This window comes from Ruegeria sp. E8, from assembly GCF_056533985.1.
On record NZ_JBQFOY010000037.1, the window covers coordinates 1 to 14,829 of the forward strand.

The 14,829-nt window shown below is 56.6% G+C and carries 11 protein-coding genes and 3 pseudogenes; 8 read left to right on the forward strand and 6 right to left on the reverse strand.

Translation table 11 applies throughout. The features are described from left to right. Together ACR0LF_RS23075 and ACR0LF_RS23080 are read left to right on the forward strand one after the other, a co-directional pair. Nucleotides 1-734, forward strand: a 734-nt coding sequence (locus tag ACR0LF_RS23075; RefSeq protein ID WP_480856487.1) for a cytochrome c, incomplete at its 5' end; no start/stop codon positions are given. Between the two features lie 165 nt (nucleotides 735-899). Beyond that, nucleotides 900-1,184, forward strand: a pseudogene (locus ACR0LF_RS23080) (cation diffusion facilitator family transporter); the annotation flags it as partial. Nucleotides 1,185-1,275: 91 nt separating this feature from the next. On the opposite strand, the gene ACR0LF_RS23085 reads toward ACR0LF_RS23080, so the two are convergent. The 6 genes and pseudogenes from ACR0LF_RS23085 to ACR0LF_RS23110 all read right to left on the reverse strand — a co-directional run bounded on the left by ACR0LF_RS23085 (nucleotide 1,276) and on the right by ACR0LF_RS23110 (nucleotide 7,328). Then, entirely contained in the window at nucleotides 1,276-2,211 is a 936-nt protein-coding gene (locus ACR0LF_RS23085) for a TniQ family protein (protein ID WP_480583834.1), read from the reverse strand. Next, nucleotides 2,208-3,074, reverse strand: a complete 867-nt coding sequence (locus ACR0LF_RS23090) for a TniB family NTP-binding protein (RefSeq protein WP_170753574.1) — start codon at nucleotides 3,072-3,074, stop codon at nucleotides 2,208-2,210. The genes ACR0LF_RS23085 and ACR0LF_RS23090 overlap by 4 nt, the downstream gene beginning before the upstream one ends. Next, nucleotides 3,043-4,185, reverse strand: coding sequence for a transposase (locus tag ACR0LF_RS23095; RefSeq protein ID WP_480583855.1), 1,143 nt, complete (start codon nucleotides 4,183-4,185; stop codon nucleotides 3,043-3,045). Before ACR0LF_RS23095 ends, ACR0LF_RS23090 begins: the two co-directional genes overlap by 32 nt. A gap of 51 nt (nucleotides 4,186-4,236) precedes the next feature. Next, nucleotides 4,237-4,698, reverse strand: a pseudogene (locus tag ACR0LF_RS23100) (DNA-binding domain-containing protein); the annotation flags it as partial. 242 nt (nucleotides 4,699-4,940) lie between these two features. Continuing rightward, a complete protein-coding gene (locus ACR0LF_RS23105; RefSeq protein WP_480583837.1) occupies nucleotides 4,941-6,401 on the reverse strand; it encodes a sulfatase family protein in 1,461 nt (486 codons plus the stop codon). A 297-nt stretch (nucleotides 6,402-6,698) separates the two neighbouring features. Continuing rightward, complete coding sequence (locus tag ACR0LF_RS23110; protein WP_480583840.1) at nucleotides 6,699-7,328, reverse strand: LuxR C-terminal-related transcriptional regulator; 630 nt, start codon at nucleotides 7,326-7,328, stop codon at nucleotides 6,699-6,701. A gap of 218 nt (nucleotides 7,329-7,546) precedes the next feature. Here ACR0LF_RS23110 and ACR0LF_RS23115 point away from each other — a divergent pair, with 218 nt between their 5' ends. The 6 genes and pseudogenes from ACR0LF_RS23115 to glyA form a co-directional block, all read left to right on the forward strand. After that, entirely contained in the window at nucleotides 7,547-8,788 is a 1,242-nt protein-coding gene (locus ACR0LF_RS23115; RefSeq protein WP_480583843.1) for a pyridoxal-phosphate-dependent aminotransferase family protein, read from the forward strand. A gap of 28 nt (nucleotides 8,789-8,816) precedes the next feature. Then, nucleotides 8,817-10,013 (forward strand): malate--CoA ligase subunit beta, encoded by a 1,197-nt coding sequence (locus ACR0LF_RS23120; RefSeq protein WP_480583846.1) that lies wholly within the window; start codon nucleotides 8,817-8,819, stop codon nucleotides 10,011-10,013. Further along, the gene (gene sucD / locus ACR0LF_RS23125) at nucleotides 10,013-10,903 is read left to right on the forward strand and encodes a succinate--CoA ligase subunit alpha (protein ID WP_170712916.1); all 891 of its coding nucleotides are present in this window, start codon (nucleotides 10,013-10,015) and stop codon (nucleotides 10,901-10,903) included. Before ACR0LF_RS23120 ends, sucD begins: the two co-directional genes overlap by 1 nt. Then, nucleotides 10,903-11,874, forward strand: coding sequence for a 2-hydroxyacid dehydrogenase (locus ACR0LF_RS23130; RefSeq protein WP_480583849.1), 972 nt, complete (start codon nucleotides 10,903-10,905; stop codon nucleotides 11,872-11,874). The genes sucD and ACR0LF_RS23130 overlap by 1 nt, the downstream gene beginning before the upstream one ends. Beyond that, on the forward strand, nucleotides 11,874-14,504 hold the full coding sequence (locus ACR0LF_RS23135) for a phosphoenolpyruvate carboxylase (RefSeq protein ID WP_480583852.1): 2,631 nt from the start codon (nucleotides 11,874-11,876) through the stop codon (nucleotides 14,502-14,504). The genes ACR0LF_RS23130 and ACR0LF_RS23135 overlap by 1 nt, the downstream gene beginning before the upstream one ends. Before the next feature lie 21 nt (nucleotides 14,505-14,525). Next, a pseudogene (gene glyA / locus ACR0LF_RS23140) lies at nucleotides 14,526-14,829 on the forward strand (serine hydroxymethyltransferase); the annotation flags it as partial.

Consider the following 14,829-nt stretch of genomic DNA (forward strand, 5'->3'; position numbering starts at 1 on the left):
AGGATGCGGTTGGTGAAGACAAGCTCATGCTTTCCGGTGGTCGCCGGTTTGAGACGGAATTCGGCACATTCATTGCCCCCAACATTTCCAGTCACCCAGAAGTTGGCATTGGGTCCTGGTCTGCCCTTGATCTGGCCAATGCTCTGATCCATGGGACCGGGCCCGAAGGACAGCACTATTTTCCAGCGTTTCCCTATACATCTTACGCCAACATCACGGACGAGGACGTCGTTTCGCTCCATGCATTCCTCAGCACCCTGCCAGCGTCCGAAGCCGAAAGCGTCTCGCATGAGGTAGGTTTTCCCTTTAACGTTCGGCGCGGATTGGGGGGATGGAAACTCTTGTTCATGTCGCCAGGTTGGGTGCTCGCTGGTGATCTGACCGACCAACAACGACATGGCCGGTATTTAGTCGAGGCGCTGGGTCATTGCGCCGAATGCCATACGCCACGCAACAGCTTAGGGGGTATGCAACGCGATCTCTGGTTGACGGGAGCACCAAACCCCAGCGGAAAGGGACGTATCCCCGGCCTTACCTCAGACCAGCTTGAATGGTCCGAGGCTGACATCGCCGAGTACCTGAAATCTGGTTTCACACCGGATTATGACAGCGCAGGTGGTGAGATGGTGGACGTCATCGAGAACACATCACGCCTCACGGATGAGGACCGTTTGGCGATTGCCGCCTATCTCAAAGCTGTTCCTGTTTCGTCGACGGGGCTTCCATCCGAGTAACAGTCGTTTGGCGCCATGCTTCGGGGACCAGATGCTGTTGCCGGTCGCCAGTAGGAAGCGGTGAGGCCTATTCCCTTTTCACCAACCACCTGTTTTACGTTTTGAACATCGGAGTTCACCAATCACCCGAGTTTCTGTTCATGATTGACTGAGGGTCGCGGCCAAATGACACAAAAAATCGCTCTTTGGTCCATTCCGATATCCATTGCGGTACTGGCACTAAAACTGTTGGCTTGGTGGCTGACAGGCTCGGTGGCGTTGTTGTCAGACGCAATGGAATCTACCGTGAATGTCGTTGCGGCGTTGCTGGCATACTTCGCAGTTCGGGTTGCCAATAAACCCCCTGATGAAAACCACCCCTTTGGTCACAAAAAAGCCGAGTATCTTTCTGCCGTCGTCGAGGGCGTACTAATTGTGTTGGCGGCGTTCTTGATCATCAGAGAAGCTGTGCTGGTGTCATTGTGTCCTTAATTACTGGACGCAGATACATTGCCGGACATTTGGCCCGGTTTTGTGCCCTTAATTCTCGGATATCCACAGGCTAGCGGCGACTTTTTTCGAGAGTGCGATCCGCGCATCGGAGTAACTCCGCACGGTCCGCATTCACGCCGAGTTGTTCGATTGCTTTTTTCGCCGCAGCCAGAAAATCGGGTTTCGTGGTGTTGTCTGATTTGCTTGCCGGGAACCAGGGCTTCCGAATTTTACAATCATCTTTCGCCGGACTCGGCGAACTGCATGAAAGGTGTACGAGTTGATCCAATAAGTTGCGTTGACCAGGGAATGCCATGCGTAACCTATCTCGTGCGGTAGGATCACGATGCATCGCAATAGATACGGCCACCAATGGTCGCGTCATCAATAGATAAACAGCAGCGAGCATAGCATACCGGTCATGGAAGGATTTGGAGCAGGGCCTCGCGTGGCGAAGTTCTGGCGCAAGTACCCGTACCACCTGTAGCGCCAAGTCCAATTGCCGACCAACATGCTGACTTCCGCGCAAATACAGTTGCTCTAACCAAGCAGCGCCCTTTGAAGCTCGGACTTTCAACCTTGCCGGAACTTGAAACTCTTCACCTAGCGCCGTGCCGAGAGGTAATAGTCCTGTACCGCAGGAATTACAGGCCATAGACCATGCGTAGCGCCAATGACGCAGAGAAATGCCGGGCACTTTTTGCGTGCAAGTCGGACAGTGTTGAAAGTCTGAACAGGATACAATTTCTACTGGAAGTTCTGCGCGGCGGACGAGCAACATGCCCCGCACGTCACTCGACGACAGACGGGCAAGGGCACCGAACCGTTTGATATCTGTGCCTTGCAGTTCGTGACTGGTATCAGGTGGCTGTTCGTCCGAGAACCCGAGATAGCCAAGCAATTCAGGAACAGAGCAATAGTTGGCCGCAGCAAGCCGGGTGACCCAACTTGATAACAATTCGTCTTGTAGCGGTGGTGGACGCCTCGGCAACGGACGAATAGTCACTGAAACGCCGGAACGGGCTGTCTTCGAATGTTCCAGCTGTGCTTGGCCCAGATCGGTTGCCAGGCTTGAACAGCCTCATCCGTGATACGCTCCTCGCCTGTCTCGATAGCGTCTATCGCAAGCGCCTTGACCATCGTGAATACCCGCGACGTAACACCGCCGGTCACACCCAGAATGGTTCGAAGCGAATGCACACTGAGGCTGGATCCGCGCTCCAATTGCATCGCGGCGATCAGCGTCTGGATGAGACGAGAGAACTCGATATCGTCCTCCCAGAGAGGCAAGTAATGCTCGTCCAGTCGTCGGGCCAGTTGTTCGTCGCCGCGAATGGCGTCGACCGCTTCATTCACACCAAAGACGACGAGAGATGCGCAGAGATCATTGGCGAGGAACCGCAGCATGTTCAGGAAGCGTCGTTGCTCACGATAGCTGCCCGCGAGCAAGTTGTGGACTTCGTCGATCATGATCATCTTCAAGTCCATGTCGCGCAAATGGCTGAGGGCACGCACCTCCAGTTCGGACACCGTGTGACGCCCCCACATGGGTGCGCCGATCGATGCCAGAACGTGCTGATAAAAGCGCCTCTCATCGGGTGCTGGAGGCGCCTGCAATAATAGGATCGGTGTTCGGGTGACGCCAATATCTGCTTCGTATTGCGTTGGGTACAGGCTTTCCATTCGCTTCGCGATCATGGTCTTTCCTATCCCTGAACTGCCGTAAACCATGAGGCCTGGCATCCGGGACTGTTTTGGCATTTCCATGAGAGACGTGAGCCTGTTGAGTACAATATTTGCGCGATCGAATGCGATCCACCGGTCACTGCGGACCAGATCAAGTCTTTCGTTTGTTTCCATGAATATCATCTATCGGGTAGGTAGGAAGATCCGGATTACTGGTATCGATCGCGAACATCTCGCGGGATGGATCGCGTTTTGTATTGTCGCTTGGAAGTCGCGCTTGACGTTCACCCTCCAGCCGCACCGCCAGTGTTTGCTGCTTGGCCGTGTCCGCGATGCGCCTTTGTTCTTCAATAATCTGAAACAGCATCGACTCCGGGATCGTCCCGCCTTGGCGTTCGTGAAATATCGAGCGCGCACGCCGCGACTCCCAAAGCGAAATCCGTGGCCGCGACAAGTTCTTGTAGCGCGCTACTATGGTCCGTCCTTCGTCATTTAAAGCCCAAATCTGGGACATATCGCGAGGGTCGTATTTGACAGTAACCTTCCCGACGCCACGGCCGATCATTGGACCAAATGCGTCGCTCCAATACCCGACAGAAAACAGCTTGATCCCGGTCCGAGCGAGATGCCGACGTTCGGAAGGAAGGAAGCTGATGCGAAACGCCTCGGTATCAACGACCTTTCTGCCTGCGCCATCACCACCGAGATCTGCCCAGGCCGCCAGCGGTGCTCTCCCCAATCCGCTGTGACGGGTATTGTGATAGCGACATATCTCCAAGTGCAGCCAATCCTCGAACTCCTCCAATGTCATTACCGCATTGCCGGAGCTGTCGTAGTCCCCCTTGTCTTTGGGCGATGATTGCGTTGTTCCCGGCAGTACATGAACTGCGCCCATGGTTGTCCCTATCAGACGTTCGATATGGCCGCCGTAATGCGCCCGACCCGGTGGCCTGTACTCGACTGAGACCCCCCAATCTGCACAGGCCGACTGGAAGGCGTCGCTGCGGAAATCCCGCCCGTTGTCAACATGAACGGCTTGCGGAATCCCAGCAGCAGGCCAATACAACTCCTCCAGTATCTCTGGCGCGCGGATCGACTTCGTTCCCACGCAGTGGTGCAGACACAAACCGATGGACAAGACGGACGGCGTATCGAAACTCACATATGCGCCCAGAACAACGCGGGTCGCGACATCGATTGCGAGAGTCAACCAAGGCCGCCCCAAAGGTTTACGTTCGAATTGATCGACAAGAATGATGTCAGCCAGAGTGTGATCGATTTGGACTACTTCCAAGGGGCGCTCCACGTCCAAGCCCCCTACCCTCGGCTCGAAAGCTTGTCTCGCTGCCTTTGTGCCTTTCCGCTTCCGCATCACCTCGCGTTGATCCATAGCCTCGACACGCGCCTTGATCGTACGCCGGGTGGGACGCCGATAGCCTCGCGCTCCACACTCCGCCCGGATCTCGTTGACAATCCTCAGAAAACTTGGCGGTTCTGGAACGAGGTAGTGTTGACGTAGAACGTTCTCGATTATGCGCTCCACATCCGGTTCCAAGCGGCGTGAGCCATGCTTCGGTCCGCGTCGTTTGGGGAGTAAGGAGCTCGCGCGCCCATCACTAGTCTTGAGACGACGGTAAAAGTCCCATGCAGTGCTTCTAGAAACGCCCATCATGTTGGCCGCTTCCAATAGCGACGGTCCTATATCCTGCCCCGCCTCCTCAAGTTCTATTATTGGACGCAACGTGTTGGCCCGTTCAACCGCGAGCGCTCTTTCTTCTGGGTTCTCTACTTCATTAGACAAGATCATCCCCACACGACTTATCCACAGTACACTCCGTCCGGGAATTAAAGGCACAGTCCGACAATTAAGGATACAGTCCAGAAATTAAAGGCACAATCAAGCACTGATTTTGCTCAACTTCTTTAAGCCAGCGTCCAGTAATTAAGGACACAGTGACAGCAGCATTGATCAAGGATGCAATCCGTCAAGAGGTTCTGACCTATCGAAAGCATCTGGACAAGGTGCTGGACGCCGATTGACCCCAATACTCATATCTTTTCCAGACGGACCTCTTTGCCCGGAATGGGCGAGGCCGCAATGGATCCAGCGTTTCTTACCGCTTCGTAACCTCCCAATTCTTCGATCCGGGCAAGCTGGTCTGCTTTGCTGCATGCATTCAGGTCCTCGGGGTTGACCTGCTTGCGTACCAATGCGGTCAACTCTGCCTCTTTCGGGTGCGTTCCTCCGCCCGCAAGCAAATCATTTGCCTCATCAGGGTCCGAGGCCAGATCAAACAGCTGATTACGCATATCGACGTGATAGATCAGCTTCCAATTGTCCTGACGGATCAGGAAGCTGGAATTCACACTGCCCATCGCATGATATTCGGCAAATCCCGACCGCGGGCCCTGCTGACCCCCGATCACCTTCAACAGGGAACAGCCCGGAAGGTTTCCGCCACTTTCGTTGGGGACGCCGAACAGATCCAGAATGGTCGGGAACAAATCCACATGGCTGACACAATCGGACACGGTTTTGCCCACGGGCAGGCCGGGGCCTGCCAGAATTAGGGGAACACCAGCGGAATGCTCATACAGATTGGCCTTACCCAAAATACCGTGGGCGCCAATTGCCTCACCATGATCTGAAGTATATGCCATCCGCGTCGTGTCGGTCAGGCCAAGTTCGTCCACCATGTCGATGACCTTGCCGATTTCAGCGTCGGTCTGAGTAATCAGGGCGCAATATCCCGCATAGGCGTTCCGAATAAAGGTTTCGTCTACGCCCTCAGGCAGTTGGTTCATCCACGCCAGATAGGCCATCGCAGGATGGTCATAGCGGTTTGGCACATCCCATGTGGACGGCAAAGGCATGTCTTCGGGTGGATATAGATCCCAGAATTCCTGATCAGCCCGGAACGGCGGGTGCGGACTGGGATATGAGACTATCAAAGCCCAAGGCTCGGGGTTGTCCGCATTGCTGCGCAACCAATCAATCGCCCTCTCGGTGATCTGACGGTCATAGATCTGATAGTCGGTCTGGCCGGGCCCCGAATTTCGGTAAATCGCCTTATGTCCGGCTCGGCTTGGCACGCCGTCGTCGGTTGCCCGCAATAGCGTCAGGGGAGAACCAACGCCTCCGACCACATGCATGGTGTGGATTTCCTCGGTAAAGCCGTTGTCATCTTCGGCCGACCGGTAATGCAGTTTTCCAATCGCCGTGACCGATACCTGTGCATCGCGCAGATGATGGTGCCAAGTCTTGACCGACCCGTCGTACATTGTTGCATTGTCCCAAAAACCGGTTTGATGCGGGTAGCGACCAGTTGCGATGGCGGCCCGCGCCGGACAACATAATGTCGTGGCAGCGTAAGCGCTTTTGAAATGGACGCCGCGTTTTGCCAGGCTGTCGAGGTTCGGTGTCCGTACGTGAGAATGGCCTGCCACACCTAAAAAGTTTCGCGCATGATTGTCCGTTACGAACAAGATAAGGTTGCCTGGGCTTGTCATGAGTGTTCCTACTCTCCACTTGGTAGGAACACTCATATCGTCAATCACCGACTTGGTTCGTGCAAAACAGGAAACAAGTTGTTCGAAATTCCCCCCTGCTCAGGTGGTTCTGCTTCGTCCGATCGTGGATGCAAGCAACGAGCGCAGAAATTAGGCTAGATGGCTCGTGTCCGGTTTAGCCGAAACCAGATTTGCGAAGGAGTCAGATGTCAAACCTGGAGGTGATTGAACATAATTTCACTTACACCCAGATATCGCGTGTTCGATAGTACACGCCCGGCTATTGGCGCAATTCAATTAATCTGAGGCTGCGCCAGAAGAGTAGAAGAATGCAATCGCTTGAGCCCGATTTTTGACTGAGAGCTTTTCATATATATTGGACAGGTGAAACTTGACAGTGTTGGTTGAGATTTGCAGCTCTTTCGAAAGATCGCGGTTCGATAAGCCCTTGGCCAGCGCTTCAAGTATGATGCGCTCTTTACGTGACAGGGTATGGATCGGGTCTCTCTGCATTTTCCGAACGTCGATGAATGGGAACACCATTTTGCCGACCGCTACGTCTGCGCAGGTTTCCAACAGGCGTTCAACCTCACCCGACCGCGAAGCGAACCCCGCTGCGCCAGCCTGCATTGCAAGGCGCGGAACATCTCCTGCCTCATCGCCGTAGACGACAAAACGGGGCGCGTTTTCTTGCTCACGCAATACTTCGATCAGTTTGGCTGCACCCAAGACCGGCAAATTCCAGGCTATCACGCAGACCTTTACCGGTACTCTCATGACCGCGCCCAGGAAGCCTTCGGCAGTTGCAGATGTAGCAATCAGAGAGAATCGCGGATCGCGCTCGAAAATCTCTGACATGGCCGACAACACCAGTGGGTTGTTATCGGCAAGCATAACGTCGATCGGTCGCTCTGAATGGTCTGACATTGTTTTTACATCCAAATTTCCAATTTACTACCCATTAGAATAGGTTAGTTCTTGGTAGGCATCGGCTTTTTTGCCAAAACGGGTAGGTTTTCTCCAGTCCTATTAGAAGGCCTAAAGCAGTAGTAAATTACGTTGTGCTATGAAGCAAGCAACGCTTTTCTGATCCACAACACGATATTTGGGCGTGGTCGACCACCCCGACGATCAAGGAGGATCGAATGACTTTCCAGATTTACCCCACGCTCGAAATTCCCGAGACGCTGGCTGCTGGTCCGGGGCCGGGTAACACCGACGCTCGCGTTCTGCAGGCCTTCTTCAACGCCGGGGTTGCGGATCACATGCAGGGCGACGTTCTGCGCGGCATGGTCGAATGCAAGCACATGCTGCGCGAGATCTGGGGCACTTCGAATACATATACATTCGCAGTCGCAGGTACCGGCTGGAGCGCGCTGGACACCATGTTCTCGGCCGTCATGCCCGGCGACAAGGTTGTTGCATTTAACAATGGCACATTTTCTGGCATCGACACGCTAACCCTTCGCATCAAGGCGGCAACGCCGGAAGAGCATGCCGCAAACCCTCTGGACCCGCAGGCAGCCAGTGTCACCATCATCGACGTGCCGCATGGCCAATCGGTGACCGGTGAAATGGTCGAAGCCGCACTGGCGGAGCACAAGCCCAAATGGGCATTCATGGCGCATTGGGAAACGGGTTCAGGTCGTATCAATGATCTGCGCGGGTTCTCGGATGCCTGTGAACGTCATGGCGCAATGGGTCTGATCGATGCCGTTTCGTCTTTGGGTGTCGAAGACTTCCGGATCGACGACTATCCAGGCATCGCTGGATGGGCCTCTTGCCCGCAAAAGGGCCTGTGCTGTTTGCCATTGACCTATGCGCCGGTCAGCTTTTCCGATGAATATATCGACAGCCTTAAATCAACAGGTGCCTATAGCTATGTCCACAATCCCATTTTCGAGGCCCGTCATTGGGGAATCGTCGATGGGCAGGACGTCGAGAAAGGTACCTATCATCGGACCCATTCCGGCTACGCTGTGGCAGCCTTCCATGAATCCCTTCGTCTGACGCTGACTGAAGGATTGGCAAAGCGGTCAGCTTCGTACCGCACACATGAAAAGGTGCTGCGCGATGCCGTAACCGCAATGGGATGCGAAGTGACTTCGGACATGCCCAGCCTTCTGGTCCTCAACCTGCCACCGGATCTGGCCGGGCGCGAGATGGAGCTGGTCCAGAATTGCCGGGCGCGTGGGTTCGGTATCTGGCCGACGCTGAGCGCCCCGGTGCAGGTCCGGATCGGCATCCTCAACCAGCTGAACCGCCAGGCGATCAGCCAGATCATCCGTCTATTCGCCGAAGCCATGCGCGAACTGGGCGGCACCATCGATTTCGAAGAGATCGAGGCATTGCTCGAAAGCCGTTACGGCACGTCGATCGCTGCTTGAACGCACTGCATAAACGGGAGGAATGCAGATGGATATTCATGAGTATCAGGCGAAGGAAGTTCTTTCGAACTTCGGTGTTGCCATACCGTCCGGCGCGTTAGCCTATAGCCCTGAACAGGCAGCCTATCGCGCCCGAGAGCTTGGCGGAGACAAGTGGATTGTCAAAGCACAAGTCCACGCAGGCGGCCGGGGCAAGGCGGGCGGCGTCAAGCTGTGTAACAGCGAGAATGAGATACATACGGCCTGCGACGAGATGTTCGGCCGCAAGCTGGTGACCCACCAGACCGGACCGGAAGGCAAGGGCATCTATCGTGTCTATGTCGAATCCGCCGTCCCGATCGATCGCGAGATTTATCTGGGTTTCGTTCTGGACCGTTCCAGCCAGCGGGTCATGATCGTAGCCTCGTCGGAAGGTGGAATGGAAATTGAAGAGATTTCTGCCGAACGCCCTGACAGCATAGTGCGCTCGATCGTGGAGCCCGCCGTTGGGTTGCAGGAATTCCAGGCCCGCGAGATTGCTTTCAATCTGGGCCTTGAACCCCGTCTTGTGCAGCAAATGGTTCGCACGTTGCAGGGTTGCTATGCCGCTTTCAACGAACTGGACGCGACCATGGTCGAGGTTAACCCGCTGGTCGTCACTGGCGACGATCGGGTTCTGGCACTGGATGCGAAGATGAGCTTTGACGACAACGCATTGTTCCGTCACCCCCAGATTTCCGAACTGCGAGACAAAAGTCAGGAAGACCCGCGTGAAAGCCGTGCGGCGGACCGGGGGCTGTCTTATGTGGGCCTTGAAGGCAATATCGGCTGCATCGTGAACGGTGCAGGTCTGGCCATGGCCACGATGGACACCATCAAGCTGGCGGGCGGCGAGCCTGCGAACTTCCTCGACATTGGCGGCGGTGCCTCGCCGGAACGTGTCGCCAAGGCTTTCCGATTGGTTCTGTCTGACAAGAATGTTCAGGCGGTGTTGGTCAACATCTTTGCCGGTATCAACCGCTGCGACTGGGTTGCCGAAGGCGTCGTACAGGCGCTGCGCGAGTTGGAGATCGACATCCCTGTCATTGTGCGTCTTGCCGGGACGAACGTCGAAGAGGGTCAGAAGATCCTCGCCAAATCCGGCCTGCCGATCATCCGTGCCACAACGCTGATGGAAGCCGCCGAACGGGCGGTGGGTGCTTGGCGGAACGATCTGACCCAAAACACCAAGGTGAGGGCTGTATAATGAGCATTCTTCTCGACCGCGACTCTCGCGTAATCGTTCAGGGCATCACCGGACGCATGGCACGCTTTCATACCAAGGACATGCTGGAATATGGCACCAACGTAGTCGGCGGCGTCGTTCCCGGAAAAGGCGGCGAAACCGTCGAAGGTGTGCCCGTCTTTGACACCGTCAAGCAGGCTGTTGAAGCCACCGGCGCGGATGCGAGCCTTGTGTTTGTCCCGCCACCGTTTGCAGCGGATTCGATCATGGAAGCCGCAGATGCGGGTATCCGCTATTGCGTTTGCATCACCGACGGCATTCCGGCCCAGGATATGATCCGCGTCAAACGCTACATGTATCGCTATCCAAAGGACAAGCGTATGGTGCTGACCGGCCCGAACTGTGCCGGAACGATCAGCCCCGGCAAAGCTCTGTTGGGGATCATGCCTGGGCATATCTACCTACCCGGCAATGTCGGCATCATTGGCCGCTCGGGGACGCTTGGCTATGAGGCTGCGGCGCAGTTGAAAGAGCGCGGTATCGGAGTTTCGACCAGCGTCGGCATCGGGGGTGATCCGATCAACGGTTCCTCGTTCCGTGACATTCTCGAACGCTTTGAGTGGGATGAGGATACAGAGGTTATTGCCATGATTGGCGAAATCGGTGGGCCACAAGAGGCTGAGGCGGCTGAATATATCCGCGATCACATCACCAAACCCGTCATTGCCTATGTTGCGGGTCTGACCGCGCCAAAAGGACGGACCATGGGCCACGCCGGCGCGATTATCTCGGCTTTCGGTGAAAGCGCATCGGAAAAGGTCGAGATTCTGTCCGCCGCCGGTGTGACCGTCGCCGAAAACCCTGCCGTCATCGGTGAAACGATTGCCCGTGTCATGGGGAAGGCTGCGTGATGGTTAAGCCTTCGGTTCTTGTCACCCGTCGTTGGCCTGCTGCGGTCGAAGCGCAGTTGACCGAGAACTACAACGCCGTGCTCAATACCGGGGACAAACCAATGTCCCCGGCCGAAATCCGCGATGCTCTGAAACTCTATGACGCTGTTCTGCCCACGGTCACGGATACGCTCAGCGCCGAGGCGCTGGACGTTCCCACAGCACAGACCAAAATCCTCGCCAATTATGGCGTGGGATACAGCCATATCTGCGAACCATCGGCGCGCAATCTTGGGATGACCGTGACCAATACACCGGATGTCCTGTCCGAATGTACGGCCGATCTGGCCATGACATTGCTGCTGATGGTTGCCCGTCGCGCTGGCGAAGGCGAGCGCGAACTGCGCGCTGGAAACTGGTCCGGTTGGCGCCCGACCCACCTTGTCGGTACGAAGGTCAGCGGCAAGACGCTTGGCATTATCGGCTTTGGACGGATCGGGCAGGAATTGGCGCGGCGCGCGCATCACGGCTTTGGCATGAAAATTCTGGTTCAAAACCGCAGCGCAGTGTCAGCAGAGGTACTGAAGCAGTATAACGCTACGCAGGTCGAAACGGTCGATGATTTGCTGCCACAATGCGATTTCGTCTCGCTGCATTGCCCCGGTGGATCGACGAACCGGCACTTGATCAATGGGCGCAGGCTCGACCTGATGAAGCCTGACGCATTCCTTATAAACACCGCACGCGGCGAAGTTGTGGACGAGCACGCTCTGGTACAGTCGCTGATGTTCGACACGATCGGCGGCGCGGCGCTGGATGTCTTTGACGGCGAACCCCGGATCAGCTCAGACCTGCTGCAGTGCGACAATCTGGTGATGTTGCCCCATCTGGGCAGCGCCACGCTCGAATCCCGCGAAGCCATGGGATTCCGCGTACTCGACAATCTCGGCGATTTTTTTGCGGGCCGCACTCCGCGGGATCAGGTGATCTGATGCAAGCACTGGCGCGGAATATTCAACCCACCCCGGAACCTTCGAATTATGCCGAAGGGTTGCGCTCGGAACTGCGAGTGTTGTGGCGGAACATTTTGCTGAAACGGGCGCCCCATGTGGCGACCTGGGCCGACGCCACGCCGTTGAAACCCATCCCTACCGGGCCTGAAGCAACGCCATACTTGCAGGCCCTGTCGATCTGGTTCCAACTTTTGCGCATCATTGACGAAAACGCAGAAGTCCGGGACCGTCGCCTGATCGAGACCCAAAGCGGGGCCGAAGCGGTCGAAGGCGGATTCGCCGAGGTATTGTCTGACCTTTCCCTGACGGATCGCCAGACGGAAAAGCTCACCGCTGATCTGTGCGTCGGTCCCACCCTGACCGCGCATCCGACCGAGGCCAAACGGGTCACTGTACTGGAAATCCACCGTCGGATTTACCGCAACCTCGTCGGTCTTGAAACCCAACGCTGGACCCCGACCGAACGCGCCGAATTGCTGAATGGCCTGGAGGGTGAAGTCGATCTTCTGTGGCTGACGGGTGAACTTCGCCTGACACGCCCAAGCCTGCACGATGAAATCGAATGGGGGTTGCAATTCTTCCGGGATGCAATCTTTGACGCCGTCCCGCAGGTCATGGATCGGTTCGATCAGGCCTGCCTGCATGTGCAGGGCCAGACACTGAATGAAACACCCGATATCCGCTTTCACAGCTGGATCGGCGGCGATCGGGACGGCAATCCGAATGTCACGACCGAGATGACCGCGCTGGCCCTGCAACGCGGGCGTGAAACGGTTCTTGACCTTTACCGTCAGGCCCTTGATCGGGCTGCAAGCATGCTGAGCATAAGTGCACTCATATTGCCGCTGCCCGAGCTCAACAGGGCGCGCATACAAAAAATAATCGACCGGTTTCCGGATGCTGGCCGCAATCGGAACGAACCGTTTCGGCAGGCTCTCAATGCAATTCGCCATCGGCTGACAGATGGCGGCTATGATCACATCTCACAATTCGTGAGCGATCTTGATGCGCTTGATAACGCATTATGCGCGGTCAATGCCGATATTCTTGCGCAACGGCATATCCGCCCCTTGCGCCGAGCTGCGACGGTTTTTGGGTTCCGAACCACAACGTTGGATATCCGCCAGAATTCGACCGTCACGACCGATGTTCTGGCCGAAATCTGGTCACTATCCGGGCAGGCTCTGGACTATGGCACGACCGAATGGTCTGCCCGTTTGCGGACCGAATTGTCGGATCAGAACCTGCCTTATCAAAGCCGCGACGCGCTGAGCGATCAGGCACAGGAATTGCTCGCCCTTCTGGCGCTGGTCCACAGCGTGCGATCAGGGCCAGATCCCAGGGCAATTGGTCCGTTCATCCTGTCCATGACCCGTTCTGCCGACGATATTCTCGGCGTCTACCTGCTGGCCCGTTATGCCGGGTTCGGGTCCGAGACACTGGATATTTCGGTGGTTCCGCTGTTTGAGACGATTGCCGATCTGCGTAACGCCCCGGCGATCCTACTGGATGTTCTGGGCGTTCCGCTTGCCCGCCGCAGCCTCAAAACCGACGGTAACGTGATCGAGGTGATGCTGGGATATTCAGACAGCGGTAAGGATGGCGGCTATTTCTGCTCAACATGGGAACTGGAGCGTGCCCAACGCCGGATCGTGTCGGCACTGGCCTCGCAAGGCTTCAAGGCGACGTTCTTCCATGGGCGCGGCGGCTCGGTCAGCCGGGGCGGCGCACCTACCGGACGCGCCATCGCCGCGCAACCCAGCGGAACAATTGCCGGGCGATTGCGCGTAACCGAACAGGGCGAGGTTGTTTCGACCAAATATGCCAACCGCGGTACGGCTGCGGCGCATCTGGAATTGCTGCTTTCAAGCACGCTGCGCCATACAGCCAATCCCGGCGAAACCCCTGCCCGGCCCGAGTTCGACGACGCGCTGGATGCCCTTTCGGAACTGTCTCAGACGGCCTATGTCTCGCTTCTTCAGATGCCGGGCTTTCTGGACTATTTCCAGCAAGCCAGCCCGGTCGAAGAGCTCGCCCGCCTGAAAATCGGCTCCCGCCCGACCCGCCGGTTCGGTGCTGCCAGTCTGGATGACCTACGGGCCATACCATGGGTTTTTGCATGGTCGCAGAACCGTCACCTGATCACCGGTTGGTACGGGTTTGGCGCCGCTATGACCAGCTTTCGTAAATTCCGTGGCGCGCGCGGTGATGAAGTGCTGCAGGACATGTTTAATGACTCTCGCCTGTTCCGCCTCGCCGTCGATGAGATGGAAAAATCGCTCTATCAGGCGGATATGGATATCGCCGCACAATACGGCGAATTGGTCCCCGATGCGGAGACTCGCCAACGCATCTCGCGAGCTATCAAAGTGGAATACGACAGTGCCTGCAGCGCAGTGCAGTTTCTGACCGGCGGTCAGGCCATCGGTCACCGTTTTCCTCGTCTGTGCGAGCGGTTTGATCGTAAACGGGCCGAACTGGCCCGCATTCACGCGCTGCAAGTCGAGCTGCTGCGAAAGGCCCGAAGCGAGCCGCAGGCAGGATCGGTTCCTGTGCCTTTGCTGCAATCCATGAATGCCATTTCCGCTGGCCTCGGCTGGACCGGCTAACCCTTTTCAGGAGGTTTCAACGTGAACGCCCCGCAACGAACAGACGGTTTTTTCACGCAATCCCTGTCGGATCGCGATCCTGAGCTTTTTGGCTCGATCACGTCGGAATTGGGCCGTCAGCGCGATGAGATCGAGCTGATCGCCTCCGAGAACATCGTCTCTGCCGCCGTGATGCAAGCGCAGGGTTCGGTGATGACCAACAAATACGCCGAAGGCTATCCCGGTCGTCGCTATTATGGCGGCTGCCAGTTCGTCGACGTCGCCGAGAACCTGGCCATCGACCGCGCCAAGCAGCTGTTCGGCTGCGGTTTCGCCAACGTGCAGC

Bases quoted from the DNA above. Each gene is read 5' to 3' on its own strand.
- ACR0LF_RS23115 (WP_480583843.1), top strand. From the start codon at position 7,547: ATGACTTTCCAGATTTACCCCACGCTCGAAATTCCCGAGACGCTGGCT.
- ACR0LF_RS23135 (WP_480583852.1), top strand. From the start codon at position 11,874: ATGCAAGCACTGGCGCGGAATATTCAACCCACCCCGGAACCTTCGAAT.
- sucD (WP_170712916.1), top strand. From the start codon at position 10,013: ATGAGCATTCTTCTCGACCGCGACTCTCGCGTAATCGTTCAGGGCATC.
- ACR0LF_RS23120 (WP_480583846.1), top strand. From the start codon at position 8,817: ATGGATATTCATGAGTATCAGGCGAAGGAAGTTCTTTCGAACTTCGGT.
- ACR0LF_RS23090 (WP_170753574.1), bottom strand. From the start codon at position 3,074: ATGATATTCATGGAAACAAACGAAAGACTTGATCTGGTCCGCAGTGAC.
- ACR0LF_RS23110 (WP_480583840.1), bottom strand. From the start codon at position 7,328: ATGTCAGACCATTCAGAGCGACCGATCGACGTTATGCTTGCCGATAAC.
- ACR0LF_RS23130 (WP_480583849.1), top strand. From the start codon at position 10,903: ATGGTTAAGCCTTCGGTTCTTGTCACCCGTCGTTGGCCTGCTGCGGTC.
- ACR0LF_RS23105 (WP_480583837.1), bottom strand. From the start codon at position 6,401: ATGACAAGCCCAGGCAACCTTATCTTGTTCGTAACGGACAATCATGCG.